This is a genomic window from Nocardioides agri (assembly GCF_013778305.1).
GTDB lineage: Bacteria > Actinomycetota > Actinomycetes > Propionibacteriales > Nocardioidaceae > Nocardioides > Nocardioides agri.
Map to the genome: position 1 here is coordinate 223,819 of NZ_JACEIC010000001.1, position 25,003 is coordinate 248,821.

The 25,003-nt window shown below is 72.4% G+C and carries 24 protein-coding genes; 18 read left to right on the forward strand and 6 right to left on the reverse strand.

Features of this window, described 5'->3' with window-relative positions:
- Window positions 1-20 precede the first annotated feature (20 nt).
- The 8 genes from HZF07_RS01280 (at window position 21) to HZF07_RS23450 (ending at window position 10,200) form a co-directional block, all read left to right on the forward strand.
- Entirely contained in the window at window positions 21-953 is a 933-nt protein-coding gene (locus HZF07_RS01280) for a TraR/DksA family transcriptional regulator (protein ID WP_181644624.1), read from the forward strand.
- Complete coding sequence (gene lspA, locus HZF07_RS01285; protein ID WP_157346377.1) at window positions 926-1,492, forward strand: signal peptidase II; 567 nt, start codon at window positions 926-928, stop codon at window positions 1,490-1,492. The genes HZF07_RS01280 and lspA overlap by 28 nt, the downstream gene beginning before the upstream one ends.
- The gene (locus tag HZF07_RS01290; RefSeq protein ID WP_181644625.1) at window positions 1,489-2,424 is read left to right on the forward strand and encodes an RluA family pseudouridine synthase; all 936 of its coding nucleotides are present in this window, start codon (window positions 1,489-1,491) and stop codon (window positions 2,422-2,424) included. The genes lspA and HZF07_RS01290 overlap by 4 nt, the downstream gene beginning before the upstream one ends.
- Complete coding sequence (locus HZF07_RS01295) at window positions 2,414-3,136, forward strand: GNAT family N-acetyltransferase (protein WP_157346380.1); 723 nt, start codon at window positions 2,414-2,416, stop codon at window positions 3,134-3,136. Before HZF07_RS01290 ends, HZF07_RS01295 begins: the two co-directional genes overlap by 11 nt.
- Window positions 3,137-3,369: 233 nt before the next feature.
- Window positions 3,370-6,912, forward strand: coding sequence for a DNA polymerase III subunit alpha (dnaE, locus tag HZF07_RS01300; RefSeq protein ID WP_157346382.1), 3,543 nt, complete (start codon window positions 3,370-3,372; stop codon window positions 6,910-6,912).
- Window positions 6,909-7,448 carry a hypothetical protein gene (locus HZF07_RS01305; RefSeq protein WP_157346384.1) on the forward strand — a complete coding sequence of 180 codons (540 nt, stop codon included), beginning with the start codon at window positions 6,909-6,911 and terminating at the stop codon, window positions 7,446-7,448. Before dnaE ends, HZF07_RS01305 begins: the two co-directional genes overlap by 4 nt.
- A gap of 9 nt (window positions 7,449-7,457) precedes the next feature.
- Entirely contained in the window at window positions 7,458-9,110 is a 1,653-nt protein-coding gene (locus HZF07_RS01310) for a DUF3352 domain-containing protein (RefSeq protein ID WP_157346386.1), read from the forward strand.
- A gap of 205 nt (window positions 9,111-9,315) precedes the next feature.
- Window positions 9,316-10,200 carry a DUF2510 domain-containing protein gene (locus tag HZF07_RS23450; RefSeq protein WP_198346515.1) on the forward strand — a complete coding sequence of 295 codons (885 nt, stop codon included), beginning with the start codon at window positions 9,316-9,318 and terminating at the stop codon, window positions 10,198-10,200.
- Between the two features lie 15 nt (window positions 10,201-10,215).
- On the opposite strand, the gene ybaK is transcribed toward HZF07_RS23450, so the two are convergent.
- Window positions 10,216-10,707, reverse strand: coding sequence for a Cys-tRNA(Pro) deacylase (ybaK, locus tag HZF07_RS01320; protein ID WP_157346388.1), 492 nt, complete (start codon window positions 10,705-10,707; stop codon window positions 10,216-10,218).
- A gap of 12 nt (window positions 10,708-10,719) precedes the next feature.
- Complete coding sequence (locus HZF07_RS01325) at window positions 10,720-11,385, reverse strand: LON peptidase substrate-binding domain-containing protein (RefSeq protein WP_181644626.1); 666 nt, start codon at window positions 11,383-11,385, stop codon at window positions 10,720-10,722.
- 68 nt (window positions 11,386-11,453) lie between these two features.
- On the opposite strand from HZF07_RS01325, the gene hisD reads away from it, so the two are divergent.
- From hisD to hisF, 7 genes are read left to right on the forward strand one after another with little or no spacing between them, the layout of a single operon-like run.
- On the forward strand, window positions 11,454-12,755 hold the full coding sequence (gene hisD, locus HZF07_RS01330) for a histidinol dehydrogenase (RefSeq protein WP_157346391.1): 1,302 nt from the start codon (window positions 11,454-11,456) through the stop codon (window positions 12,753-12,755).
- Window positions 12,752-13,846 (forward strand): histidinol-phosphate transaminase, encoded by a 1,095-nt coding sequence (locus HZF07_RS01335; RefSeq protein WP_157346393.1) that lies wholly within the window; start codon window positions 12,752-12,754, stop codon window positions 13,844-13,846. Before hisD ends, HZF07_RS01335 begins: the two co-directional genes overlap by 4 nt.
- The gene (hisB, locus tag HZF07_RS01340) at window positions 13,843-14,451 is read left to right on the forward strand and encodes an imidazoleglycerol-phosphate dehydratase HisB (RefSeq protein WP_157346395.1); all 609 of its coding nucleotides are present in this window, start codon (window positions 13,843-13,845) and stop codon (window positions 14,449-14,451) included. Before HZF07_RS01335 ends, hisB begins: the two co-directional genes overlap by 4 nt.
- The gene (gene hisH / locus HZF07_RS01345) at window positions 14,448-15,086 is read left to right on the forward strand and encodes an imidazole glycerol phosphate synthase subunit HisH (protein WP_181644627.1); all 639 of its coding nucleotides are present in this window, start codon (window positions 14,448-14,450) and stop codon (window positions 15,084-15,086) included. The genes hisB and hisH overlap by 4 nt, the downstream gene beginning before the upstream one ends.
- Window positions 15,087-15,093: 7 nt before the next feature.
- Window positions 15,094-15,420: a hypothetical protein gene (locus tag HZF07_RS01350; protein ID WP_157346397.1), complete on the forward strand. Its 327-nt coding sequence runs from the start codon at window positions 15,094-15,096 to the stop codon at window positions 15,418-15,420.
- Between the two features lie 6 nt (window positions 15,421-15,426).
- The gene (gene priA / locus HZF07_RS01355) at window positions 15,427-16,161 is read left to right on the forward strand and encodes a bifunctional 1-(5-phosphoribosyl)-5-((5-phosphoribosylamino)methylideneamino)imidazole-4-carboxamide isomerase/phosphoribosylanthranilate isomerase PriA (protein ID WP_157346399.1); all 735 of its coding nucleotides are present in this window, start codon (window positions 15,427-15,429) and stop codon (window positions 16,159-16,161) included.
- Window positions 16,158-16,919: an imidazole glycerol phosphate synthase subunit HisF gene (gene hisF, locus HZF07_RS01360; RefSeq protein ID WP_157346401.1), complete on the forward strand. Its 762-nt coding sequence runs from the start codon at window positions 16,158-16,160 to the stop codon at window positions 16,917-16,919. The genes priA and hisF overlap by 4 nt, the downstream gene beginning before the upstream one ends.
- Before the next feature lie 6 nt (window positions 16,920-16,925).
- Here hisF and HZF07_RS01365 read toward each other — a convergent pair whose 3' ends face one another.
- Genes HZF07_RS01365 through HZF07_RS01375 form a run of 3 tightly spaced genes read right to left on the reverse strand, consistent with a single transcriptional unit; the run spans window position 16,926 to window position 18,714 of the window.
- Complete coding sequence (locus HZF07_RS01365; protein ID WP_157346402.1) at window positions 16,926-17,096, reverse strand: hypothetical protein; 171 nt, start codon at window positions 17,094-17,096, stop codon at window positions 16,926-16,928.
- A 42-nt stretch (window positions 17,097-17,138) separates the two neighbouring features.
- Window positions 17,139-18,062, reverse strand: a complete 924-nt coding sequence (locus HZF07_RS01370) for an NHL repeat-containing protein (RefSeq protein ID WP_157346404.1) — start codon at window positions 18,060-18,062, stop codon at window positions 17,139-17,141.
- Between the two features lie 19 nt (window positions 18,063-18,081).
- The gene (locus HZF07_RS01375) at window positions 18,082-18,714 is read right to left on the reverse strand and encodes a TIGR03085 family metal-binding protein (RefSeq protein WP_157346406.1); all 633 of its coding nucleotides are present in this window, start codon (window positions 18,712-18,714) and stop codon (window positions 18,082-18,084) included.
- A 120-nt stretch (window positions 18,715-18,834) separates the two neighbouring features.
- Here HZF07_RS01375 and HZF07_RS01380 point away from each other — a divergent pair, with 120 nt between their 5' ends.
- The 3 genes from HZF07_RS01380 to HZF07_RS01390 all read left to right on the forward strand — a co-directional run bounded on the left by HZF07_RS01380 (window position 18,835) and on the right by HZF07_RS01390 (window position 23,898).
- A complete protein-coding gene (locus HZF07_RS01380) occupies window positions 18,835-20,625 on the forward strand; it encodes an ABC transporter ATP-binding protein (RefSeq protein WP_309504217.1) in 1,791 nt (596 codons plus the stop codon).
- Entirely contained in the window at window positions 20,622-22,415 is a 1,794-nt protein-coding gene (locus HZF07_RS01385) for an ABC transporter ATP-binding protein (protein WP_157346408.1), read from the forward strand. The genes HZF07_RS01380 and HZF07_RS01385 overlap by 4 nt, the downstream gene beginning before the upstream one ends.
- Window positions 22,416-22,668: 253 nt before the next feature.
- Window positions 22,669-23,898 (forward strand): HNH endonuclease signature motif containing protein, encoded by a 1,230-nt coding sequence (locus HZF07_RS01390; protein ID WP_157346410.1) that lies wholly within the window; start codon window positions 22,669-22,671, stop codon window positions 23,896-23,898.
- A gap of 175 nt (window positions 23,899-24,073) precedes the next feature.
- On the opposite strand, the gene HZF07_RS01395 is transcribed toward HZF07_RS01390, so the two are convergent.
- Window positions 24,074-24,970, reverse strand: a complete 897-nt coding sequence (locus tag HZF07_RS01395) for an arginase family protein (protein ID WP_157346412.1) — start codon at window positions 24,968-24,970, stop codon at window positions 24,074-24,076.
- Window positions 24,971-25,003 lie beyond the last annotated feature (33 nt).

The following is a 25,003-nucleotide window of genomic DNA, read 5'->3' on the forward strand; positions in this document are numbered from 1 at the left end:
CAAGGCCGAGGAGGCCCGTCATGGCTCGCAGCACCAGGAAGTCGATCGCCGGTCAGGCGGCGGCAGCAGCGCGCAAGGTGGTGAGCCGCGGGTCGGCGGCCAAGAAGGCGGCTCCGGCCACGAAGGCCGTTCCGGCGAAGAAGGCGGCCCCGGCGAAGAAGGCGGCTCCGGCGAAGAAGGCGGCTCCGGCCAAGAAGGCGGCCCCGGCCAAGAAGGCGGCCCCGGCCAAGAAGGCGGCCCCGGCCAAGAAGGCGGCTCCGGCCAAGAAGGCGGCCCCGGCCAAGAAGGCGGCCCCGGCCAAGAAGGCGGCCCCGGCGAAGAAGGCCGCTCCGGCCAAGAAGGCCGCTCCGGCCACGAAGGCGGCCCCGGCCAAGAAGGCGGCCGCCACCAAGACGACTCCGGCGGTCAAGAAGTCGGCCCCGGCCACGAAGGCGGCTGCCCCAGCCGCCAAGAAGGCCGCTCCGGCCACGAAGGCAGCAGCTGTGACGAAGGCATCCGCGCCCGCCCCGAAGACCCCCGCCAAGGCCCCCGCCAAGGCTCCCGCGAGGAAGGCGCCGGCCAAGGCGCTCGCCGTCCAGGCCGGCGAGACCGCCTGGACCAAGGCCGAGCTCAAGGAGCTGCTCGACGAGCTGCACGAGCAGCGCACCCACAGCCTCGAGATCGTGGCCGGCCTCGACAACGAGCTCAACGGCCTGATGCGCGACTCCGGCGACGGCGCCGGCCAGGACCAGGCCGACGTCGGCGCCAGCAGCTTCGAGCGCGACCACGAGCTCACCGTGCTCAACAGCGAGCGCGACAAGCTGGCCCAGATCGAGCGCGCCCTGGCCCGCATCGACGACGGCACCTACGGCATCTGCGAGTCCTGCGGCAACCCGATCGGCAAGATGCGACTGATGGCGTTCCCGCGTGCCACACTGTGCATGACATGCAAGCAGCGCGAGGAGCGTCGCTGACCAGCGACCAGGACGAGATCCCACCCGTTCGACCCCGCGGCCCGCGGCCCCGCCTGCTGGCGGTCTTCGGACTCGTCGCCCTCGCGGCGTACGCCGTCGACGTCATCGCGAAGGTGGTGGCGGTCGACCGGCTGACCGGGCGGCCCGACGTCGAGCTGATCGGCGACTTCTTCGTGCTGCACCTGGTGCGCAACCCGGGCGCCGCGTTCAGCACCGGGACGGCGTACACCGAGCTGTTCACGCTCCTGGCGATCGTGGCGGTGGGCGTGATCCTGTGGCTCGTGCGCCGGGTCGGGAGCGTCGTCTGGGCGGTGGCCCTCGGCCTGCTGCTCGCCGGCGTCGCCGGCAACCTGACCGACCGGCTGCTGCGCGAGCCGGGGCCCCTGCGCGGTCACGTCATCGACTTCTTCATGCTGCCGCACTGGCCGGTCTTCAACGTCGCCGACATCTGCATCAACGTCGCCGCCGGGCTGATCCTCGTCCAGGTCGTCCGCGGCGTGCACCTCGACGGCTCGCGCACGAGCGAGAAGACGCCGTGAGCCTCGCCGACCACCGGGTCCTGCCCGTGCCCGAGGGGCTCGCCGGCGAGCGCGTCGACGCCGCGATGGCCCGGCTCTTCGGGCTGTCGCGCAGCCGCTCGGCCGACCTGATCGCCGCCGGCCACGTGGAGCTCGACGGCAAGCCCGTCGCCAAGAGCGACCGGGTGCTGCCCGGCGCGATCCTCGACGTCACGATCCCGGTCGAGGCGGACCCGCTCGAGGTCGTGCCCGAGGTGGTCGAGGGGATCAAGATCATCCACGACGACGACGCCATCGTCGTGATCGACAAACCCGTCGGCGTCGCCGTCCACCCCTCGCCCGGCTGGTCCGGCCCGACCGTCGTCGGCCACCTCGCCGGCGCCGGGTTCCGGATCTCCACCAGCGGCGCCTCCGAGCGTCAGGGCATCGTGCAGCGCCTCGACGTCGGCACCTCCGGCGTGATGGTGATCTGCAAGTCCGAGCACGCCTACTCGGTGCTCAAGAACGCCTTTCGCAACCGGACCGTCGACAAGACCTACCACGCGCTCGTCCAGGGCCACCCGGACCCGCTCGAGGGCACGATCGACGCGCCCATCGGGCGGCACCCGAAGGCCGACTACAAGTTCGCGGTGATGGCCGACGGGCGGCACAGCGTCACGCACTACGAGACGCTCGAGGCGCACCGGTTCGCCAGCCTGCTGCAGATCCACCTCGAGACCGGCCGCACGCACCAGATCCGGGTCCACATGGCCGCGCTCAAGCACCCCTGCGTCGGCGACCTGACGTACGGCGCCGACCCCTCGCTCTCGCGCCGGGTCGGGCTGGAGCGGCAGTGGCTGCACGCCGTACGCCTGGGCTTCGAGCACCCGGACACGGGGGACTACGTCGAGTACGAGTCGGAGTACCCGGAGGACCTCGCGCACGCGCTCGAGGTGATCCGCGATGCCCACTGACGACCTGCTGCTCCGCCCGGCCGGACCGGACGACGCCGTCGCGGTCGCCGGCCTCTACACCGCCGCCCGGGTGGCGGCCGTGCCGCAGATGCCTCCGGCCGTGCACACGGGCGAGGAGGACCGGGCCTGGATAGCCGGCCAGCTCGCGAGCGACGACGTCGAGGTCTGGGTCGCCGAGCGCGACGGCGCGATCGTCGCCTACGCGATGGTCACCCCGACCTGGCTCAACCACCTCTTCGTGCACCCCGATCACCTCGACACCGGCATCGGCACGACGCTGCTGGACCTGGTCAAGTCGCTGCGTCCGGCCGGCTTCGCGCTGTGGGTCTTCGAGAGCAACGAGGGCGCCCGCCGCTTCTACCGCCGCCACGGCCTGGTCGAGCTCGAGCGCACCGACGGGTCCGGCAACGAGGAGAAGGCTCCGGACATCCGGATGGCGTGGCCGGGCGCCGACCCGCTCGCGTTCTACCGGGGGCTGATCGACGAGGTCGACGAGCAGCTGGCCGACCTGCTGGCCCGCCGGGTGGCCCTCACCCGCGCCGTCCAGGACCACAAGCGCGACACCACCCGCGACCCGGAGCGCGAGCGCTCGATCGCCACGGCGATGGCCGCCCGGGCGCCGGAGCTGGGCGAGGAGCGGCTGGCCCGCATCGTGCACACGATCATCACCGAGAGCCTCGAAGCCACCGAGTCGGCGCCACCTGCCCGCTGAGCGGGCTCGAGTCGGCGCGAAGTGCCCGCCGGGCGGGCACTTCGCGCCGACTCGGGGCCCGCGGGCGGGCAAGACGGGCCGAGTCGGCGATGTCGGTGTGCCGCTCTAATCTGAGGAACGAGTCGCGTAGGCTGGCGTCCTTCCCCCACCGGTCGCCAGGACTTCTTCGTGGCGCTGGTGAAGCACGCCCGCAACCCTGACCGACGCAGCATCCGAGGAGGAGCCCGGAGACGATGGCGACAGGCTCCCAGGACTCCTTCGTCCACCTCCACGTCCACACCGAGTACTCCATGCTCGACGGGGCATCGCTGCTCGACGGACTCTTCACCCGCGTGGCCGCGCAGGGGATGCCGGCCATCGCGATGACCGACCACGGCAACCTGCACGGCGCGTTCGACTTCTACTCCAAGGCCCGCAAGCACGGCGTCAAGCCGATCATCGGGATCGAGGCCTACCTCACCCCCGGCACGCCCCGCGGCGAGCGCAAGCGGGTCCGCTGGGGCAAGGGCGACGTGGCCGAGGAGGGTGGCAAGGACGTCGCCGGCGGTGGCGCCTACACGCACATGACCATGTGGGCGGAGAACACCGCCGGCATGCACAACCTCTTCCGGCTCGCCAGCCGGGCCAGCCTCGAGGGCTACTACTACAAGCCCCGCATGGACCGCGAGCTGCTCCAGCAGTACGCCAAGGGCATCATCGCGAGCACCGGCTGCCTCTCCGGCGAGATCCAGACCCGGCTGACGCTCGGCCAGTACGACGAGGCGCTGCGGGCGGCCGGCGAGTTCCAGGACATCTTCGGCAAGGACAACTTCTACCTCGAGCTGATGGACCACGGCATCGCCGCCGAGCGGGCCACCCGCGAGGACCTGCTCCGGATCGCCAAGACGCTCGACCTGCCGGCGATCGTCACCAACGACACGCACTACACCAACCCCGAGGACGCCGCCGGCCAGGACGCCCTCATCTGCGTGGCGTCCGGCAAGCGCCTCGCGGACACCAACCGGCTCAAGTTCGACGGCGGCGGCTACTACATCAAGTCGGCCGCCGAGATGCGCGAGCTGTGGGCCGACTTCCCCGACGCCTGCGACAACACGCTCGCGATCGCCGAGCGGTGCGAGGTCGAGTTCGTCGAGTCCACGGGCGGCTACATGGCGCGCGCCGACGTGCCCGCCGGCGAGACCGAGGACAGCTGGTTCCGCAAGGAGGTCTGGCGGGGCATCGAGGCCCGCTACCCCGGCGAGCGGCTGACCCAGGACGTCAAGGACCGCGTCGAGATGGAGCTCGCGGTCATCTCCCAGAAGGGCTACTGCGGCTACTACCTCGTGGTCGCCGACTTCATCCAGTGGTCCAAGCGCAACGGCATCCGCGTCGGTCCCGGCCGTGGATCGGGTGCGGGCTCCATCGCGGCGTACGCCCTGAGCATCACCGACCTGTGCCCCCTCGAGCACGGACTGTTCTTCGAGCGCTTCCTCAACCCCGAGCGCCCGTCCATGCCCGACTTCGACATCGACTTCGACGACCACCGCCGCGGCGAGGTCATCAAGTACGTCACCGAGAAGTACGGCGCCGACCGCGTCGCCCAGATCGCCACCTTCGGCCGGCTCAAGGCCAAGGCCGCGATCAAGGACGCCGCCCGCGTGCTCGACCACGGCTTCGCGATCTCCGACCGGATCACCAAGGCGCTCCCGCCCGACGTCATGGGCAAGGGCGTGCCGCTCAAGGAGATCTTCAACCCCGAGCACAAGCGCTACGGCGAGGGCGGCGAGTTCCGCACGCTGCACGACCAGGACCCCGACGTCCGCACGATCTACAACACCGCGGTCAGCCTCGAGGGCCAGATCCGCAACTGGGGCGTGCACGCCGCCGGCGTGATCATGTCCAGCGAGCCGCTGCTCGACATCGTGCCCATCATGGCGCGCCCGCAGGACGGCGCCATCATCACCCAGTTCGACTACCCGATGTGCGAGGCGCTCGGGCTGGTCAAGATGGACTTCCTCGGGCTCAGCAACCTGCACATCCTCGACGACGCGATCGTCAACATCGAGGCCAACCGCGGCGAGCGCGTCGTGCTCGAGGAGCTGCCGTTCGACGACCGGCCCACCTACGAGCTGATGGGCCGCGGCGACACCCTCGGCGTCTTCCAGCTCGATGGTGGCGGCATGCGGGCGCTGCTGCGCTCGATGCAGCCCGACCAGTTCGCCGACATCACCGCGGTCAGCGCGCTCTACCGCCCCGGCCCGATGGGCGCGGACTCGCACAACAAGTACGCACGCCGCAAGAACGGCCGCGAGCCGATCGAGCCGATCCACCCTGCCCTCGCCGAGGCGCTCGAGCCGGTTCTGGGGGAGACCTACGGCCTGATCGTCTACCAGGAGCAGGTCATGGCGATCGCGCAGGTGCTCGCCGGCTTCACGCTCGGCGCCGCAGACAACCTGCGCCGCGCGATGGGCAAGAAGAAGAAGGAGGAGCTCGACAAGCAGTACGCCGGCTTCCAGGCGGGCATGCTGGAGCGCGGGTTCCCCCAGGCGGCGATCGACAAGCTGTGGGAGATCCTGCTCCCGTTCTCCGACTACGCGTTCAACAAGTCGCACTCCGCGGCGTACGGCGTCATCACCTACTGGACCGCCTACCTCAAGGCCAACTACCCGGCCGAGTACATGGCCGCCTTGCTCACGTCCGCGCGGGACGACAAGGACAAGATGGCGATCTACCTCAACGAGTGCCGCCGGATGAAGATCCAGGTGCTCCCGCCCGACGTCAACGAGTCGGCCCACGACTTCACCCCGGTCGGCCGCGACATCCGCTTCGGCCTCACCGCTATCCGCAACGTCGGCGCCAACGTCGTCGACGGCATCGTCGCCGGCCGCACCGAGCAGGGTCGCTACGAGGACTTCAACGACTTCCTCAAGAAGGTCCCGGCGCAGGTCTGCAACAAGCGGGTCATCGAGTCGCTGATCAAGGCCGGCGCGTTCGACGACATGAAGCACAAGCGGCGTGCCCTCGTGGCGATCCACGAGTCGGCGGTCGACCAGTTCGTCGACATCAAGCGCAACGAGGCGATCGGCCAGGACTCCCTCTTCGGCGGCCTCGACGACGACTCGGGCTTCGGGGTCTCGGTGACGATCCCCGACATCGACGACTGGGACAAGATGACGCTGCTCGGCCACGAGCGGGAGATGCTCGGGCTCTACGTCTCCGACCACCCGCTGCTCGGCCTCGAGCACGTGCTCTCGACGGGCACCGACTGCACGATCGGCCAGCTGATGATGGACGAGGACCGCGCCGACGGCACCCCGATCACCGTCTCCGGCCTGGTCACCTCGGTCCAGCGCAAGATCACCAAGCGGGGCGACCCGTGGGCGCTGGTCACCGTCGAGGACCTCGACGGCGCCATCGACGTGCTGCTGTTCCCGAGCTCCTGGCAGCTGTGCGGGCACGTGGTCTCCGAGGATGCGATCGTCACGGTCAAGGGCCGGCTCTCGCGGAGCAAGGACCAGCCGGAGATCATGGGCCAGGAGGTCACCCTCCCCGACCTCTCCGACGGGCCGTCGGGCCCGGTGGTCATCAGCCTCCCGTCGACCCGGTGCACGCCGCCGGTCGTCGACCAGCTCAAGGAGGTGCTGCGCACTCACCCCGGCATGACCGAGGTGCGCCTGCGCCTGCTCACCCGCGAGTCGACGCTGGTGATGAGCCTGGACAAGCACCGGGTCTCGCCGAGCCCCGCGCTCTTCGCCGACCTCAAGCAGCTCCTCGGACCCGGGTGCCTCACCGGATGACCGCCTCGCGGCGGCGCGCGGCCGTGGAGGTCGGCGGCGTCCTGGCGGCGTTCGCGCTCGCCGGGGCGGTGGCGGGCTTCGTCTGGGAGCGGGTGTGGACGCCCGAGACCGGCGTCGTCGTCGACCACCAGTGGCGGCCCGCGGACGCCCTCGCGCTCCAGCAGCAGTTCTCCGGCACCGGCTGGTACGTCGTGGTCGGCACCGTCGCCGGCCTCCTCGTCGGCCTGGTGGCCACGCTCTTTGTCGACCGCGTGCCGATGCTGACCCTGGTCGCGGTCGTCGCCGGCTCGGCGCTGGCGGCCTGGGTGATGCTCCGCGTCGGAGTCGCCCTCGGCCCCGCCGACCCGAGCGACCTCGCCGCGAGCGCCGACGACGGCACCCGGCTCCCCGCGCAGCTCGCGGTCTCCGGCCGCAGCCCGTTCATCGCGGTCCCGCTCGGTGCGCTGGTCGGCCTGGTCATCGTGCTCATCGGCCTCGGCCCGCGCCACCCGCGTCTTCCTGTGGAGGAGCATCCGGACGTCGCTCCGACGCCCTAGGCTGCGCGCATGTCCTTCGACGCGCCGGCCGGTCCGCCTCCCTCGGGACCGCCCGAGACCCTCGACTTCGGCGGCGGCAAGCCGCTGCCGCCGGACCGGGGCGGCCGCCGTGGGCTGCTGGCCGTCGTGGGGGCGGTCGCCGCCGTGGGCGTCGCCGGCGCCTCGTGGGCAGCCTGGTCGTTCTTCTCGACCGGCGCGCAGCCGGCCGAGGCCCTGCCCGGCTCCACGATCGCCTACGTCAGCGTCGACCTCGACCCCAGCGGTGGCCAGAAGATCGAGGCATTGCGCACCCTGCGCAAGTTCCCCGCCTTCGAGGAGCACGTCGGGCTCGACGCCGACGACGACATCCGCGAGTGGATCTACGACGAGATCCAGGGCGAGTGCGACGACCTCGACTACGCCGACGACATCGAGCCGTGGCTCGGCGACCGCTTCGGCCTGGCCGCCGTCGACGTCGGCGCCGACGACCCGGCCGCGGTCTTCGTGCTCCAGGTGAGCGACGAGGACGGGGCCGACCAGGGGCTCACCGCCCTGCGGGACTGCAACGGCGCCACGCCCGACGAGGGCGCGTGGGTGATCGAGGACGGCTGGGTGCTGCTGGCCGAGACCGAGGACATCGCCCAGCAGGTCGCCGACGACGCGGCGAAGGGCACGCTCGCCGACGACGACGACTACCGGCGCTGGACCGGCGAGGTCGGCGACAGCGGCGTGATCTCGATGTACGCCGCCCCCGAGGCCGGCGCGCTCATGGCCGACCAGCTCACCGGCGTGACCTCCGGCGAGGACTTCGCGACGGACTGCACCACGGACGACGACGGTGCGGTCGTCTGCTCCGGCTCCTCCATCGGGCCCGACGACACGATGCCGGTGCCGGACGAGGCGACGAAGGCGCTCGAGGACTTCCGGGGCGCCGCTGCGACGATCCGCTTCGACGACGGTGGGGTCGAGCTCGAGGTCGCCGCCGACTCGACCACGGTCGGCCGCGGGCTCACCGGCGGCGACGACGCGGGTGAGGTGGCGTCCTCGCTGCCGGCCGACACGGTTGCCGCGCTCGCCCTGAGCTTCGGGGAGGGCTGGGTCGACGACCTCCTCGAGCAGATCGCCCAGACCGAGGGAGGCTCGGTCGGTGACCTGGTCGACGAGGTCACCAACACGCTCGGCATCGACCTGCCCGAGGACGCCGAGGCCGTCGTCGGTGACGCGCTGGCGCTCGCCATCGGACCCGACTTCGACCCGACCGCCCTCGACAGCGGCTCGACGGAGCTGCCCGGCATCGGCGTGAAGATCATCGGCGACCCGGCCGAGATCGACGGCGTGCTCGACAAGCTGCGCACGGCAGCGGCCGGCGCCGACGACGGCGTCCTCGACAGCGACCCGGGCGATGCCGCCGTCGCGGTGGGCCCGGACGCCGGCTACCGCGCCCAGCTGGTCGAGGACGGCGACCTCGGTGGCACGGACACGTTCGGTCGGGTGATCGAGCACGCCGACGGCGCGGCCGCGATCCTCTTCATCGACCTCGACGGCGGCGACGACTGGATCGCCGACCTCGCCGGCGACGACCAGGAGCTGCGCGACAACCTCGAGCCGCTCGACGCGCTCGGGCTCAGTGCCTGGCGGGACGAGGAGACCGCGCACGCGGTCCTGAAGATCACGTCCGACTGATCGGGGCCAGGATCGCGCCGGGCGGCGATCTCTCAGGAATTTCTGCTTCGTGCCGAACTCCCAGTGACGGCCAAAGCCGGCCCGTGACCGGGCTGCGCCGTGCGACGGGCCCTGTCCCGTCCGCAGGCCGGCGCTTGCGCCGGCGTGTGCGACACCCACCCCCGGCGCCCATCGTGCGCGCGCCGGTCGCACGAGGAGTACGACCATGGATCAAGCACAGACCCCCGCGGGGTGGTACCCAGACGCCTCGCGTCCCGACCTTCTGCGCTACTGGGACGGCACGGCGTGGACCGAGCACTCCGCTCCCGCACATGGAGTCGGCGCCGCCACGACTGCGGTTCCGGCCGTCGGTGGCGCGACCACGACGCCGAACTGGTTCGCCCGTCACAAGGTTCTGACCGGCGTGCTCGCGGCGTTCGCCGCGCTGATGCTGATCGGGACGATCGGCTCCGCGATGGAGTCGGATCCGTCGGACGACATCGCCACGCCGGCAGCGAGCGACACCGTCGACAAGTCTGACGACGATGCCGCGGAGCCGGCCGCGGAGCCGGCCGCCGAGCCGGCCGCCGAGCCGGCCGAGGAGGAGGCCGAGGAGCCGGCCGGGGAGCCGGCCGAGGAGCCGCAGGAGTCGGTCCAGGACCAGTTCCTCGCCATCGTCGAGACCGGACAGGACGCCGCAGACTCCGGGAACGAGATCGCGGTCGTCCAGGCCCGCAAGGAGCGCGGCACGTCGATCTGCTCGCTGCTCGGTCCTTCGCTCGCTGTCGAGGGATGGCATGGCACCGTCGAGTCCGTCGAGACCGAGCTCGGCGGCGACGCCGCAGTCCTCGCCATCTCGATCGCCGACGACGTCTCCGTGCAGACCTGGAACAACTCGCTGTCGGACATCGGCTCCGACACGCTGATCGCTCCGAGCAGCAAGATGTACGCCGACCTCGCGGACCTTGAAGAGGGCGACGAGGTCGTGTTCAGCGGCCGGTTCGTCCGCAAGGCGGGCGGTGACTGCGTTGAGGAGCAGAGCCTTATGGACGTCAACGGGATGTCGACCCCTGACTTCTCCTTCAAGTTCGCGACCGTCAACGCTGGCTGAACTCAATGATCGAGATCACGTCCGACTGATCGGGGCCAGGATCGCGCCGGTGGCCGTGACCAGGTCGTCCGGCGCGATCCCGAGGTCGAGCCCGCGCCGGCCGCCGGAGACGTAGATCGTGTCGAAGCCGGCGGCGGACTCGTCGAGCACGGTCGGGTGCGCGCGCTTCTGGCCGACGGGGGAGATCCCGCCGGCGACGTACCCGGTCGCCCGCTCGGCGGCGGCCACGTCGGCCATCGCGGCCTTGCTGCCGCCCAGCGCGCGGGCCAGGGCCTTGAGGTCGAGCTGGCCGGAGACCGGCACGATGCCGACCGCCAGCCGGCCGTCGACGTTCGCCATCAGCGTCTTGAACACCCGCTCCGGCTCCAGGCCCAGTGCCTCGGCGGCCTCCAGCCCGTACGACGTGGCGCGGGGGTCGTGGTCGTACTCGTGCAGGCTGAACGGCAGCTCCGCGCGGGTCAGTGCGACCGTGGCGGGGGTGCCGCCCGCGGACTTCTTCTTGGCCATCGGGTCTCTCGGCTAGTTCGGCGACCACCGGGTGCGCGCGACCTCGGTGGCGGGCAGGGACGGGATCACGTTCATCGCCCGCAGCTCGGCCCGCAGGAGGTCGGTGAGCAGCACCAGCCGCTCGCCGGCGTCGTCGGCCTCGAGCAGGGTCTGCCGCTCCGACATCGGCAGCGGTGCGAGCGCGGCCAGCGTCCAGGAGAGGTAGGTCGGGTCGCGGGGGAGCGAGCCCTCGTAGGGGTCGCTGCGCAGCGCGGTGAGCGCGGCGCGGTAGGCGGTGAACGCGGCCCGGGCTCGCTCGAGGACAGACTCCGGCACCGCCGACTCGGGGTCGGGGTGCGGCTCGACGTGCCCGACCGGGAACGTGCCGCTCGGGTCGAGCCGTTGCAGCTCGATGCGCTCCATCCCGACGGCGACCACGTCGAAGGTGCCGTCCTCGTGGGCCTCCACGTCGGTCAGCTGCAGCCGGACGCCGACCCGGTAGAGCGACTGGGCGCCGTGGTCGCCGATCTCGTAGCCCTCCCGGATCGCCACGCTCGCGAACACCCGCTTCGTGGGGTCCGGCTCGCGCAGCAGGTGGTGCACCAGCGCCCGGTAGCGGTCCTCGAAGACGTGCAGCGGCACGCTGATCCCCGGGAAGAGCACCGCGTTCAGCGGGAACATCGGGAGTGTGTCGGCCACGGCATCAACGTAGTCCAGCCACTGTCGCCGATCAGGCAGGACAGGCGACCGCTCGTAGAATCGGACGCATGATCCAGCGCATCGACCTGCGGGGCGTGGACCGGGCGACGGTCGACTACCGCGCAGCCGTGCCCCGAGCCGACTTCGACGTCGAAGCGGCGGTGCCGGCGGTGCATGCGATCTGCGAGGCGGTGCGCACGCGCGGCCTGGATGCGATCCGGGAGTACGGCGAGCGCTTCGACGGCGTCACGGTCGACGACATCCGGGTCGCCCCGGAGGCGCTGGCCGAGGCGCTCGACGGGCTCGACCCGGCCATCCGCGCGGGGCTCGACGAGTCGATCCGGCGGCTGCGGGCGACCTGCGCCAACGAGCTCGAGCACGACGCGGTCACCGACCTCGGCCCGGGCGCCCGGGTCACGCACCGCAAGGTGCCGATCGACCGGGTCGGCCTCTACGTCCCCGGGGGCCTGGCACCGCTGGTCTCCAGCGTGCTGATGAACGTCGTGCCCGCGCAGACCGCCGGCGTCGGCTCGATCGCGCTGGCCAGCCCGCCGCAGAAGGCGTTCGGCGGCGCCGTGCACCCCACGATCCTGGCGGCCTGTGCGCTGCTCGGCGTCGAGGAGGTCTACGCCGTGGGCGGCGCCCAGGCGATCGCGATGTTCGCCTACGGCGTCGGCCCGTGCGCCAAGGTCGACCTGGTCACCGGCCCGGGCAACATCTACACGGTCACCGCGAAGCGGCTGCTCAAGGGCCAGGTCGGCATCGACTCCGAGGCCGGGCCCACCGAGATCGCCATCCTCGCCGACGACACCGGCGACGCGGCGTACGTCGCCGCCGACCTGATCAGCCAGGCCGAGCACGACCCGCTCGCGGCGTCCGTGCTCGTGACGCCGAGCGAGCGCCTGGCCACCGAGGTCGAGGCCGAGCTCGACAAGCAGGTCTCGGTGACCAAGCACGTCGAGCGGATCCGCACCAGCCTGTCGGGCCCGCAGTCGGGCATCGTGCTCGTCGACGATCTCGAGCAGGGCCTCGACGTGGTCAACGCCTACGCCGCCGAGCACCTCGAGATCCACACCGAGGACGCCGCCGGCTGGGCCGCGCGGGTGCGCAACGCCGGTGCGATCTTCGTCGGGCCGCACGCGCCGGTCAGCCTCGGCGACTACTGCGCCGGCTCCAACCACGTGCTGCCGACCGCCGGCTGCGCCTGCCACAGCAGCGGCCTCTCGGTGCGCGCGTTCACCAGGTCGGTGCACGTCGTCGACTACTCCCGCGAGGCGCTCGCCGAGGTCGCCGACCACGTCGTCACGCTCGCGAACGCCGAGGACCTGCCGGGTCACGGCGCCGCGGTGTCGGTGCGGTTCCAGTCATGACCTGGCCTCCGATCCGGGAGGAGCTGCGGGGCCTCCAGCCGTACGGCGCGCCGCAGCTCGACGTGCCGGTGCAGCTCAACACCAACGAGAACCCCTACGGCCCCTCCGACGCCTGCGCCGACGACATCGCCACGGCCGTGCGCGCTGCGGCGACCACTCTCAACCGCTACCCCGACCGCGAGCACGTCGAGCTGCGCACCGCGCTGGCGGCGTACCTCTCCAAGGACACCCCGCACGGCGTCACCGCCGAGCAGGTGTGGGCGGCCAACGGCTCCAACGAGGTCATGCTCCAGCTCCTGCAGGCCTTCGGCGGCCCCGGGCGCACAGCCATGAGCTTCGCACCGACCTACTCGATGTATCCCGAGTACGCCCGCGACGCCTCGACCGCCTGGGTGCAGGGCCGGCGCGCCGAGGACTTCAGCCTCGACCTCGACGCCGCCCGCGAGGCCGTCGAGCGCGAGCGGCCGAGCGTGGTGCTGCTGCCCAGCCCGAACAACCCGACCGGCACCGCGCTCCCGCCCGACGCCGTCGGGCTGCTGTGCAAGGCCGCGGGCGACGACGGCATCGTCGTCGTCGACGAGGCGTACGGCGAGTTCCGCCGCACGGGCGTGCCCAGCGCGCTCGAGCTCCTGCCCGAGCACCGCAACCTGGTCGTCACCCGCACCATGAGCAAGGCGTTCGCGGCCGCTGGGCTGCGGCTGGGCTACCTCGCCGCCGACCCGGCGATCTGCGACGCGATCCGCGTGGTCCGGCTGCCCTACCACCTCTCGGCGGTCACCCAGGCGACCGCGCTGGCGGCGCTGCGGCACGCCCCCGAGCTGCTCGGCAGGGTCGACGAGCTCCGCGCCGAGCGCGACCGCACGGTCGGGTGGCTGCGGGCGCAGGGGCTGACGGTGGCCGACAGCGACGCCAATTTCGCGTTGTTCGGCACCTTCGGCGACCGTCATGCTGTGTGGCAGGGGCTGCTCGAGCGGGGTGTGCTGATCCGCGAGGTCGGCCCCGACGGGTGGCTGCGCGTGTCGATCGGCACGGCGCACGAGATGGACGCTTTCAAGGACGCACTGTCCCAGGTGATGGAGGAGCAGGCATGAGTCGCACCGCGCGCATCGAGCGGCAGACCAGCGAGTCGAAGGTCCTGGTCGAGGTCGACCTCGACGGCACCGGCCGCCACGACATCTCGACCGGCGTCGGCTTCTACGACCACATGCTCACCGCCTTCGCCCGGCACTCCCTGGTCGACCTGACCGTCCAGACCGCCGGTGACACCCACATCGACGCGCACCACACCGTCGAGGACACCGCGATCGTGCTCGGCCAGGCGCTGCGCGAGGCGCTCGGCGACAAGGCCGGCGTACGCCGGTTCGGCGACGCGACCGTGCCGCTCGACGAGGCGCTCGTGCAGGCGGTCGTCGACGTGTCCGGCCGCCCCTACTGCGTGCACACCGGCGAGCCCGAGGGCCAGCAGTACGTCCAGCTCGGCGGCACCACGCCGGCGTTCCTGGGGTCCCTCACCCAGCACGTCTTCGAGTCGATCGCCTTCCACGGGCACTTCGCGCTGCACGTGCGGGTGCTGGCCGGTCGCGAGCCGCACCACATCGTCGAGACGCAGTTCAAGGCGTTCGCGCGCGCCCTCCGCGACGCGATCGCGCTCGACCCGCGCGAGACGGGGATCCCCAGCACCAAGGGCGCTCTGTGAGCCAACCGCACGTCGTGGTCCTCGACTACGGGTCGGGGAACCTCCGCTCCGCCGTGCGCGCAGTCGAGCGCGCCGGCGCGGCGGTGACGCTCACCAGCGACTTCGACGCGGCCCTGAACGCCGACGGGCTCGTGGTCCCCGGCGTCGGCGCCTACGCCGCCTGCATGGCAGGCCTGCGCGCGATCAAGGGCGAGCGGGTCATCGGGCGACGCCTCTCCGGCGGTCGCCCGGTGCTCGGCATCTGCGTCGGCATGCAGATCCTCTTCGCACGCGGGGTGGAGCACGGCGTCGAGACCGACGGCTGCGACGAGTGGCCCGGCGTCGTCGAGCGGCTGCAGGCGCCGGTCGTCCCGCACATGGGCTGGAACACCGTCGACGTCCCCGACGGCACCGGCCTCTTCGCGGGCATCGAGGACCAGCGCTTCTACTTCGTGCACTCCTACGGCGTCCGCGACTGGACCCTCGTCACCAACGACCGCACCCGGGCGCCACTGGTCACTTGGGCGGAGCACGGCGGCGACCGGTTCGTGGCCGCCGTCGAGAACGGGCCGCTGTCGGCCACGCAGTTCCACCCGGAGAAGTCCGGCGACGCCGGTGCCGCGCTGCTGCGCAACTGGGTCGGGTCCCTGTCGTGAGCGCGCGATGAGCAAGGAGCGTGCCCAGCGCCGGGCCGAGCGCGAGCGGGAGGCGGCCGTCCTCGCCGCCGCGAAGGCCGCCGAGGCCGAGCGCCACGAGCGCCGCGAGGCCCGTCGCCGGGCGGTCGCGTCGCGGCTGCCCAAGAAGCGTCGCGGCCCGTCCGGCGTGCTCGCCGACCGGCGGCGTACCCAGACCCGGCTGCTGGTCCTCGCGTTCCTCGTGCTCAACGTGCTCGTCTGGCTCGCCTCCGGCGACTGGGCGGTCCGGATCCTCGCGCTCGTCCTGACCGCGCTGGTCGGCCCGCTCGTCCACATCCTGATGACCAAGAACTGAGGGAACATGTCCGACTACCTCGAGCTGCTGCCCGCCGTCGACGTCACGGAGGGCCGCGCCGTCCAGCTCGCCCAAGGTGTCGCCGGCTCCGAGCGGGTGTACGGCGACCCGCTCGCCGCCGCGCAGCGCTGGCAGGACGCCGGCGCGGAGTGGCTGCACCTCGTCGACCTCGACGCGGCGTTCGGTCGCGGAGAGAACCGCGGGATCCTGGCCGAGATCGTCGGGGCGCTCGACATCAAGGTCGAGATGAGCGGCGGCATCCGCGACGACGCCTCGCTCGAGGCGGCGCTGGCCACCGGCTGCCGGCGCGTCAACATCGGCACCGCCGCGCTCGAGCAGCCCGAGTGGTGCGCCCGGGTGATCGCGGAGCACGGCGACCGGATCGCGATCGGCCTCGACGTCCGGGGCCGCACCCTCGCCGCCCGCGGCTGGACCCAGGAGGGCGGCGACCTCTACGAGACCCTCGCCCGCCTCGACTCCGAGGGGTGCGCACGCTACGTCGTCACCGACGTCAACAAGGACGGGATGCTCCAGGGCCCCAACCTGCAGCTTCTGCGCGACGTCTGCGCCGCCACGTCGGCGCCGGTCGTCGCCTCCGGCGGCGTGACCACGCTCGACGACATCCGCGCGCTCATGGAGCTCGTCCCCGAGGGCGTCGAGGGCGCGATCGCCGGCACCGCGCTCTACGAGGGCCGCTTCAGCCTCGAGGACGCGCTCGCGCTGACGCAGGGCCGGGCATGAGCCTCGCCGTCCGCGTGATCCCGTGCCTGGACGTCGACGCCGGACGCGTCGTCAAGGGCATCAACTTCAAGGAGCTCCGCGACGCCGGTGACCCGGTCGAGCTGGCCCGCGCCTACGACGCCGAGGGCGCCGACGAGCTGACGTTCCTCGACATCTCCGCCTCCCACGAGGGTCGGGCCACGACGATGGAGATCGTCTCGCGGTGCGCCGAGGAGGTCTTCATCCCGCTCACGGTCGGCGGCGGCGTCGGCAGCGTCGACGACGTCGACCGGCTGCTGCGCGCCGGCGCCGACAAGGTCGCGGTCAACACCGCGGCGATCCACCGGCCCGAGCTGGTCGCGGAGATCGCGGACCGCTTCGGCAACCAGGTGCTGGTGCTGTCGGTCGACGCCCGCCGCGCGGCCGGCACGCCCTCCGGCTTCGAGGTGACCACCCACGGTGGCCGGAAGTCGGCGGGGCTGGACGCCATCGAGTGGGCCGTGCGGGCGGCCGAGCTCGGCGCGGGGGAGATCCTGCTCAATGCGATGGACGCCGACGGCACCCAGGACGGGTTCGACCTGGAGCTGATCCGCGCCGTACGCCGTGAGGTCACCGTCCCGATCATCGCCTCCGGCGGCGCCGGCGCCACCGAGCACTTCCCGCCCGCGGTCGAGGCCGGTGCGGACGCGGTGCTGGCCGCGACCGTGTTCCACTTCGGCACGCTGCGGATCGCCGACGTCAAGCAGGCGCTGGCGGCCGCGGGTCACCCGGTGCGCTGAGCGTCGTCACCAGGGCGGGAACTGGTTCCGGTTGGTGTTGTGGTCCTTCTCGATGCTGCCGATGGTGGACTGCCGGGCGCTGAAGGCACGCGCGTCGTCGATGCCGCCCTTGCGCGGCCACAGCGCGTAGACGACTGCGGCGAGGACGACGAGGCCGACGATGATCCAGACCCACATGGGGAGCCTCCGCGGTTGGGGTAGCGGCAGTGTAGGGGGAGGTCAGCCCAGCGGGAGCGTGAACAGCCCGACGTCCGGGTGGGTCACGACCAGGTCGGTCCCGACGACCGCGGCGCCGACGTTCTCCTGCGTGGCCGCGGTGTCACCGAGCCGGGTGGTGGAGACGAGCTCCTCGCTCTCCGCGTCGATGGCGTAGACGGTCGGCCCGCTCTGCCCGACGACGTAGACGGTCGTGCCGTCGGCGACCACGGCGTCGGCATCGGTGAGGTCGGTGACCTCGCCCAGCTGCTCCAGGGTCGCCGGGTCGAGGACCACGACCTTGTGGCTGACCGTGCACGACACCCACACCTTGCCGGCCGCCTCGACCACGCCCTGAGCCCCGACGCAGCCGACGACGGGCACGGTCGTCGCCTCGCCGTCGGCCACCCGCGAGACCGAGGTCCCGCCGTAGTTGGTGACGAAGACACCGGAGTCGCCCGCCCCCACCAGCCACGGCGCCTGCCCGACGTCGTACGACGCCTGCAGCCGGCCGTCGCCGTCGAGCTCCAGCACACGCTCGCCGGCCTGGTCGACGACCCACAGGCTGCTGCCGTCCCAGGCCAGGCCCTCCGGCTCGCTGCCCGCGGGCCGGACCTTCACCCGACGGTCCACCTCGCCGGTCGCCGGGTCGATGCGCACCACGGTGCCGTCGTGGATGACGCTCACCCACACGCCCGCCGGGGTGTCGACGATCCGCAGCGGCGCGTCTCCGACCTTCACCCGGGTCGCGTCGCCGGTCAGCACGGCGCCGTCGCCGACCAGCACGACCCACGGCCGGCCGTCCACGTCGGCGATGCCCACGGGCTCGCCGTCGAGCGGCGTCGGGACTGCCGACGCGCTCGGCTCCGCCTCCGGCTTCTCGGGGTCCGACCCCGAGCAGGCGGTCAGGACGGCACCGGCGGCGAGCACGGCGAGCGCGGCCCTCATGAGCCGACGGTAGCGGCTCTCAAGCCCCCAGGTCGGCTTCGCGCACCGCTGCGACGGCCGCCTCCGGCCCGTCGAACTCCAGTCCGACCGTCGCGGAGCGACCGAAGAGGAAGAGGACCAGCTCGAGGACCTCGCCGCTGATCGTCACCGGATCGGCGCCCTTGCGGACGACCGCGGTGGCGCCGGTGTCGCGGCGGCGCAGCACCGTCGGCCCGGGGAGCTTGCGGCCGAAGAACGACGCGCCGCGGCTCAGCTGGGACCACAGCGCGTCGACGTCGGCCGGGTCGAGGCTGCGCGGCTGCCAGCCGTCGACGCCGCGGCGCAGGTCCTCGTGGTGCACGAGGTACTCGAACCCGTTCATGATCCGGTCCACGAACGGCAGGATCCGCAGCGGGGCGGGCGGGGTGCGCAACGTCGCCACCATGGCGTCGTACCCCTCCGCCTGCTGCTTCGCCATCGCCGACTCGGCCCGCGGCGCCATCGACTCGAGGACGTTGCCGAGCGAGGCGACCGGGTTGCGCTCGCGGACCAGGAGGTGCGCGACCAGGTCGCTGGCCGTCCAACCCTCGCAGAGGGTCGGCGCGTCGGCCCCGACCTCGAGCGCCAGGTCGCAGAGCGCGGCGCGTTCGCGGCGCGCGAGTGACTCCGTCATGCTGGCGAGCATAGGGCGATGTCGACGCCGCTCGTCCCGATGTCGGTGAATGGTCGGTGGGTGGGAATAGCCTGGGCGGGCCGCGGGTTCCCCGCAGGCGCACGGGTGAGGCGGGGTGTGGTGAGCGAGCGACGCAGCAGGCGGGGGACGACCTCCGACGGCTTCCGCGTGCTCTGGGTCGCCATCAAGCGCGAGCCGTGGATCTTCGCGGTCTCGACGCTGGGCAGCGTCCTCTTCGGTGCCCTCACCGTGGCGGATGCGTGGGTGCTGGGCTGGGCCACCGACCACGTGGTGCTGCCGGCGTTCGACACCGGCGAGATCGCGCCGGAGCTGCTGCTCGCGGTGGTCGCGCTCTTCCTCGGCGTCGCGATCCTGCGTGCCGTCGGCATCGTCGCGCGCCGGCTCGGCGCAGGCGTCATGCAGTACCGCATGCAGGCCCACACCCGTCGCGCCGTCACCCGCCAGTACCTCTCCCTCCCGATGGAGTGGCACCAGCGGCACCCGACGGGCCAGCTGCTCTCCAACGCCAACTCCGACGTCGAGGCGGCCTGGGGCCCGATCGCGCCGCTGCCGATGGCGGTGGGCACCGTCGCGATGATGGTGATCGCCATCGCCCAGATGTTCGCGGCCGACCTCGTGCTGGCGATGGTCGGCCTGCTGGTCTTCCCGGCGGTCGTGGTCGCCAACCTGGGCTACCAGCACTACGCCTCGCCCTTGATGACCAAGGCCCAGCAGCTGCGTGCCGAGCTCAGCGAGGTCGCGCACGAGTCCTTCGACGGCGCGATGGTGGTCAAGACCCTCGGCCGCGAGGCGGAGGAGACCGACCGCTTCGCGGAGATCGCGCTGCGGCTGCGCGACGTCAACATCCGCGCCGGCCGGATCCGCGCGGCGTTCGACCCGATCCTCGCCGCGCTGCCCAGTCTCGGCGTGCTGGTCGTGCTGGCGGTCGGGGTCGCCCGCGTGGTCAGCGGTGCGACGGACCCCGGTGCCGTCGTCACCGTCTCCTACCTGCTGACGATCGTGTCCTTCCCGATCCGCTCGATCGGGTGGCTGCTCGGTGAGTTCCCGCGCAGCGTGGTCGGCTACGAGCGCGTGCAGCACGTGCTCGAGGCGACCGGCGAGATGACCTACGGCGCCGAGCCCGCCACCCGCTCGGCCGGGGGCGCGCGGCTGGAGGTGCGCCACCTCGGCTACCGCTACGACCCCGAGCAGTCGCTGCTCGACGACGTCAGCTTCACCGCCGAGCCGGGTCGCACGGTCGCGCTCGTCGGGGCCACCGCCTCCGGCAAGAGCACCCTCACCGGCCTGATGACGCGCCTGGTCGACCCCGACGAGGGGGCGGTGCTGCTCGACGGCACCGACCTGCGCGAGCTCGCGCAGGGCGAGCTGGCGAGCGTCGTCTCGCTGGTGCCGCAGACCGCGTTCCTCTTCGACGACACCGTCCGCGGCAACGTCACGCTCGGGGCGGACGTCCCCGACGGGGCGGTGTGGGAGGCGCTGCGCGCCGCGCAGGCAGACGGGTTCGTGGCGGCGCTGCCCCACGGGCTCGACACCCGCCTCGGCGAGCGCGGCACCTCGCTCTCGGGCGGCCAGCGGCAGCGGATCTCGCTGGCCCGCGCGCTGGTCCGCCGGCCGCGCCTCCTGGTCCTCGACGACGCCACCTCGGCCGTCGACCCCGAGGTCGAGGCCCGCATCCTCGAAGCGCTGCGCTCCGGCGCGCAGGAGTCGACCCTGGTGGTCGTCGCCTACCGCAAGGCGACGATCGCGCTCGCCGACGAGGTCGTGCACCTCGAGGACGGGCGGGTGGCCGACCGCGGCACGCACGACGAGCTGCTCGCGCGCAGCCCGGCGTACGCCCACCTGGTCAACGCCTACGAGGTCGCCGCCGAGCTCGTGGGGGAGGCCGAATGAGCACCACCGGCACGGCCCTCGACACCGGCGAGCAGATCGGCGCGATCGCGACGCTGCGCCGCGGCATCCACTACTCCCCGGAGCTCACCGAGGGTTTCCGGGTCACGCTCCTGCTCGCGCTCATCGCGTCGATCGGCCAGGTCATCGTGCCGGTCACCGTGCAGCGCACCGTCGACCACGGGCTCAACGCGCCCGGCGGCCCGGACGTCTCCTACGTGGTCGAGATGGGGATCGCGGCAGCGTTGGCGATCTCGCTGACGAGCTGGGCGTCGTACGCGATGACGCGGCGGCTCTTCGCGACCTCCGAGCGCGGACTCGCGACCCTGCGGATCAAGGCGTTCCGGCACGTCCACGACCTCCCGCTGCTCACCCAGAACACCGAGCGCCGCGGCGCGCTCGTCTCGCGCGTCACCAGCGACGTCGACCAGGTCAGCCAGTTCCTCGTGTTCGGTGGCCTGCTCCTCATCGTCAGCGTCGGGCAGGTGCTGGTCGCGACGGTCGTGATGGTCATCTACAGCTGGCAGCTCGCCCTGGTCGTCTGGGTCTGCTTCGCCCCGCTGTTCCTGTCGCTGCGTTACTTCCAGCAGAAGCTGTCCGCGGCCTACGGCGTCGTGCGCGGCCAGGTCGGCGTGATGCTCTCCGCGATCGCCGAGCCCGTGGTCGGCGCGGCCGTCGTCCGCTCCTACGCCGTCGAGGACCGCACGCAGGCTCGCATCGACGAGGCGATCGACGAGTACAAGGCCGCCAGCACCCGGGCGCAGGGCTTCACCGCGTTCTCGTTCTCCCTCGGCGGCGTCTCCGCCGGCCTCGCCAACGCCGGTGTGATCGTGGTCGGCGTCTGGCTCGGGTTCGCCGGCGACATCACCGCCGGCACCGTGCTCGCCTTCGCCTACCTCGTCACCCTGTTCGTGGGGCCCGTGCAGATGGGCACCCAGATCCTCACCGACGCCCAGAACGCGATCGTCAGCTGGCGGCGCGTGATCGGCATCCTCGACACCCCGGCCGACCTGGTCGACCCCGGGCCGGACGGCGCGACCCTGCCGCACCGCGCGGCCGACGTGTGCTTCCGGCACGTGCTGTTCGCCTACCCCGGAGGCCCGCCGGTGCTGCGCGACATCGACCTCGAGATCCCGGCCGGGCGCCGGGTCGCGGTCGTGGGGGAGACCGGCTCCGGCAAGTCCACCATCGCCAAGCTGCTCACCCGGCTGATGGACCCGACGGAGGGCGCCGTGCTGCTCGACGGCGTCGACGTCCGGTCGATCTCGCAGCAGTCGCTGCGGCGCAGCGTCGTGCTGGTGCCGCAGGAGGGCTTCCTCTTCGACGACACCGTCGCCGCCAACGTCCGCTACGGCCGCCTCGACGCCACCGACGAGGAGATCGTCGCCGCCGCCGACGCGATCGGTCTCGGCGACTGGCTCGCCGGGCTGCCGCGCGGCATCGCGACCCAGGTGGGCCAGCGCGGCGAGTCGCTCTCCGCCGGCGAGCGCCAGCTCGTCGCCCTGTGGCGCGCCCAGCTCGCCGACCCCGACCTGCTCGTCCTCGACGAGGCCACCAGCGCCGTCGACCCGGCTCTCGAGATGCGCATCGGGCAGGCCCTCGAGCGCCTGATGACCGGCCGTACGTCGGTCACGATCGCCCACCGCCTCACCACCGCCGAACGCGCCGACGAGGTCGTCGTCGTCGACCGCGGCCGGATCGTCCAACGCGGCCCGCACGCCGAGCTGGCCCAGCAGGACGGCTCCGTCTACGCGTCGTTGTACGCCTCGTGGGTGGCGCAGCAGGGGCGCTGAGCTTCGGCTTGCGGGTTAGCGCCGGTGTGGACCGATAGGCAGCGAGGCGGGTGGGGCGGGCGCGGGCTGGCGTTGCTTGCCGGCCTCCGGTCGGCTCGCCCGAACTTCAACGTCACCTTTCCTGTCGGCGGGTTGCGGGTTCGCTGTGGCGCCGACCGACAGGCAGCGAGGCGGGGGTGCGGCGGCAGCAACCGGTTAAAGAAGGGCCGTACTCAGATCTAGAACATATGATCGAATAGATGTAGACTGGGGTATGGCCCGACGCCCCACCACTGCACTCGCTGATCCGGTGCTGGCGGCTGCCCGCGACGCCGCTCACGCGGAGGTGCTGGCGGCGGCGCGGAAGTTCGAGCTGGCCGCCACCTGGGCGGCGATGCACCCCGCGTCGGTCACCGACCCGGTGGTGACCGACACAGGCGTGGTGGAGATGTACGGCGACCAGCCCGTCACCCTGGCCGGGGAGGGCGCGCCGGGCATGTCGGAGTTCGCGGTCGCCGAGTTCGCGGCCGCGATCGGCATCTCCACGGCCGCGGGACGGAACCTGATCGGTGCGGCGCTGGAGTGCCGGCACCGGCTGCCTCGGGTCTGGGCGCGGGTGATGGCTGGTGAGGTGCCGGTGTGGAAGGTCCGCCGGCTGACCGAGCAGACCCACCGCCTCCCGATGACCGGCGCCGCCTACGTGGATCGGCACCTGGCGCCGGTGCTGGAGAGGTGCTCGTTCGCGCAGATCGAGCGGGCCGTGGAGACCGCGTGCGCCCAGACCGAGGACGAGAAGGCCGAGCTCGACCGCCTGGACGCCGCCGCGACCGAGTTCTTCCAGGTCCGGTTGGGCGATGCGCACCTCAACAACGGCCGGGTGCCGGTCGACGGGCTGCTGGACTACCCGGTCGCCCTGGCCCTGGAGCAGGCGCTCCAGGCCGGCTCCCATCACCTGCTGGCCGAGCACCCCGAGCTCACGCTGGATCAGCGCCGTGCCCTGGCGCTCGGCCACCTCGCCGCCGGGAGTGCTGGTGTCGCGGAGGTCGTGGTCTATGCCCACCACACCCCGGCCGAGGGCCACGGCATCGTCGACGTCGAGAAGCTCGGCCACACCACCACCGAGCAGCTCACCGACTGGTGCCGCCACCTCGCCACCCGCGTCACCATCCGCCCGGTGCTCGACCTGGACGCCGAGCTGACCACCGACGCCTACACGCCGACCGTGCTGCAGCGGGAGCAGGCGGTCCTGACCAACCCGACCTGCGTGTTCGCGCACTGCGCCCGGTCCGCCCGCGGCTGCGACCTCGACCACATCGAACCCTTCGACGCGGGCGGCCAAACGACCTCCTGGAACTTGGCGCCGCTGTGCCGGCTGCACCACCGGATGAAGACCCACGGCCACTGGACCTACCGACGCCTCACCCGCACCAGCTTCGAGTGGACCAGCCCGTCGGGCGACGTCTACGACGTCGACCGCACCCTCACCAGACGACGAACCCGCTGACCAGCACCCCACCCGCACCGCGGGTGGGGCCACAGTCATGTCCGTCGTGTTCTTTCTGGCGGCGACCACAGCGCCCGGGCCCCAGCGGCGCACGAGCCAAGCGACCGCAACCACGTATCCCGTCCCCGCGTCACCAACGGCGACCCCAGACCACGGCACCGCCATAGGTCAGAGGTCAGCGGTCGACGGGCGGGACCAGGGCTTCGATCAGGCGCCCCAGCGACCTGGGATCGGACGCGGCGTGCGCCGGGACCAGCTGCCCGACCGACAGCCCGAGGCAGTGCGGGTCGCGCCAGAGCTCGGCCAGTGCCCGGCCGAGCTGGGAGACGGTCGGCCCGCTGTTGCGGCCGTTCACGTTCTCCGCGAGCGGTGCGTCCAGGAAGTCCAGCACGTCCACGTCGACGTGCACGAGGAACGGTTCGGCGGCCAGACCCGCGCGGGCGGTGGCCGCGGCGGCCGGCGGGTCGGCCACCAGCGCCGCCTGTGTCACGACGGTGAGGTCGAGCTCGCGCGCACGGTCGCGCTCCCACGCGGTGGTCGCCGCCAGGTCCACGCCCAGGTAGCTGAGACGGCCGGGGCGCAGCAGGGGGCGCGGGCCAACGGCCCCGACCAGCTCGGGAGCCGCCCCGTCGAGGTCCAGGGCGTGCGCCATCCCCATCCAGCTGAGCGAGCCCTCGGTGGTCGAGATGGGCGTGTTGAGGTCGAGGTGCCGGTCGACGTAGACGAGCTGGGCGTCGGTGCCGGCCCGGGCGGCCGCGGCGCAGGTCCCGAGGGCGACCGTGCAGCTGCCGCCGAGGACGAGGAGCAGCTCGTCCGGCGCCATCAGGGCGTGTGCCGCGTCAGCGAGCTCCCGGAGGCCAGCGATCTCGTCGTCGAGGTTCTGAGCGTACGGACGTTCGCGGTCGGGCCGCCAGCGGCGTACGGCGAGGTCGCCGGCGTCCTTCACCTCGTGTCCCGCGGCGTGGAGCGCGCCGACCAGGCCGGCCTCGCGCAGCGCCGTCGGTGCCTGCTCGACACCCACGCAGTAGGCGGCAGCGCTGCTGGGGTAGCCCAGGACGTTGATCGTCGCCATGGCACCCAGTGTGCAGGGGCCCTGGGATACTAG

Excerpts from the sequence above, each read along its gene's own strand:
- HZF07_RS01280 (WP_181644624.1), top strand. The coding sequence starts at position 21 with ATGGCTCGCAGCACCAGGAAGTCGATCGCCGGTCAGGCGGCGGCAGCA.
- lspA (WP_157346377.1), top strand. The coding sequence starts at position 926 with ATGCAAGCAGCGCGAGGAGCGTCGCTGACCAGCGACCAGGACGAGATC.
- HZF07_RS01295 (WP_157346380.1), top strand. The coding sequence starts at position 2,414 with ATGCCCACTGACGACCTGCTGCTCCGCCCGGCCGGACCGGACGACGCC.
- dnaE (WP_157346382.1), top strand. The coding sequence starts at position 3,370 with ATGGCGACAGGCTCCCAGGACTCCTTCGTCCACCTCCACGTCCACACC.
- HZF07_RS01305 (WP_157346384.1), top strand. The coding sequence starts at position 6,909 with ATGACCGCCTCGCGGCGGCGCGCGGCCGTGGAGGTCGGCGGCGTCCTG.
- HZF07_RS01310 (WP_157346386.1), top strand. The coding sequence starts at position 7,458 with ATGTCCTTCGACGCGCCGGCCGGTCCGCCTCCCTCGGGACCGCCCGAG.
- HZF07_RS23450 (WP_198346515.1), top strand. The coding sequence starts at position 9,316 with ATGGATCAAGCACAGACCCCCGCGGGGTGGTACCCAGACGCCTCGCGT.
- ybaK (WP_157346388.1), bottom strand. The coding sequence starts at position 10,707 with ATGGCCAAGAAGAAGTCCGCGGGCGGCACCCCCGCCACGGTCGCACTG.
- hisD (WP_157346391.1), top strand. The coding sequence starts at position 11,454 with ATGATCCAGCGCATCGACCTGCGGGGCGTGGACCGGGCGACGGTCGAC.
- HZF07_RS01335 (WP_157346393.1), top strand. The coding sequence starts at position 12,752 with ATGACCTGGCCTCCGATCCGGGAGGAGCTGCGGGGCCTCCAGCCGTAC.
- hisB (WP_157346395.1), top strand. The coding sequence starts at position 13,843 with ATGAGTCGCACCGCGCGCATCGAGCGGCAGACCAGCGAGTCGAAGGTC.
- HZF07_RS01350 (WP_157346397.1), top strand. The coding sequence starts at position 15,094 with ATGAGCAAGGAGCGTGCCCAGCGCCGGGCCGAGCGCGAGCGGGAGGCG.
- priA (WP_157346399.1), top strand. The coding sequence starts at position 15,427 with ATGTCCGACTACCTCGAGCTGCTGCCCGCCGTCGACGTCACGGAGGGC.
- hisF (WP_157346401.1), top strand. The coding sequence starts at position 16,158 with ATGAGCCTCGCCGTCCGCGTGATCCCGTGCCTGGACGTCGACGCCGGA.
- HZF07_RS01365 (WP_157346402.1), bottom strand. The coding sequence starts at position 17,096 with ATGTGGGTCTGGATCATCGTCGGCCTCGTCGTCCTCGCCGCAGTCGTC.
- HZF07_RS01370 (WP_157346404.1), bottom strand. The coding sequence starts at position 18,062 with ATGAGGGCCGCGCTCGCCGTGCTCGCCGCCGGTGCCGTCCTGACCGCC.
- HZF07_RS01375 (WP_157346406.1), bottom strand. The coding sequence starts at position 18,714 with ATGACGGAGTCACTCGCGCGCCGCGAACGCGCCGCGCTCTGCGACCTG.
- HZF07_RS01385 (WP_157346408.1), top strand. The coding sequence starts at position 20,622 with ATGAGCACCACCGGCACGGCCCTCGACACCGGCGAGCAGATCGGCGCG.
- HZF07_RS01390 (WP_157346410.1), top strand. The coding sequence starts at position 22,669 with ATGGCCCGACGCCCCACCACTGCACTCGCTGATCCGGTGCTGGCGGCT.
- HZF07_RS01395 (WP_157346412.1), bottom strand. The coding sequence starts at position 24,970 with ATGGCGACGATCAACGTCCTGGGCTACCCCAGCAGCGCTGCCGCCTAC.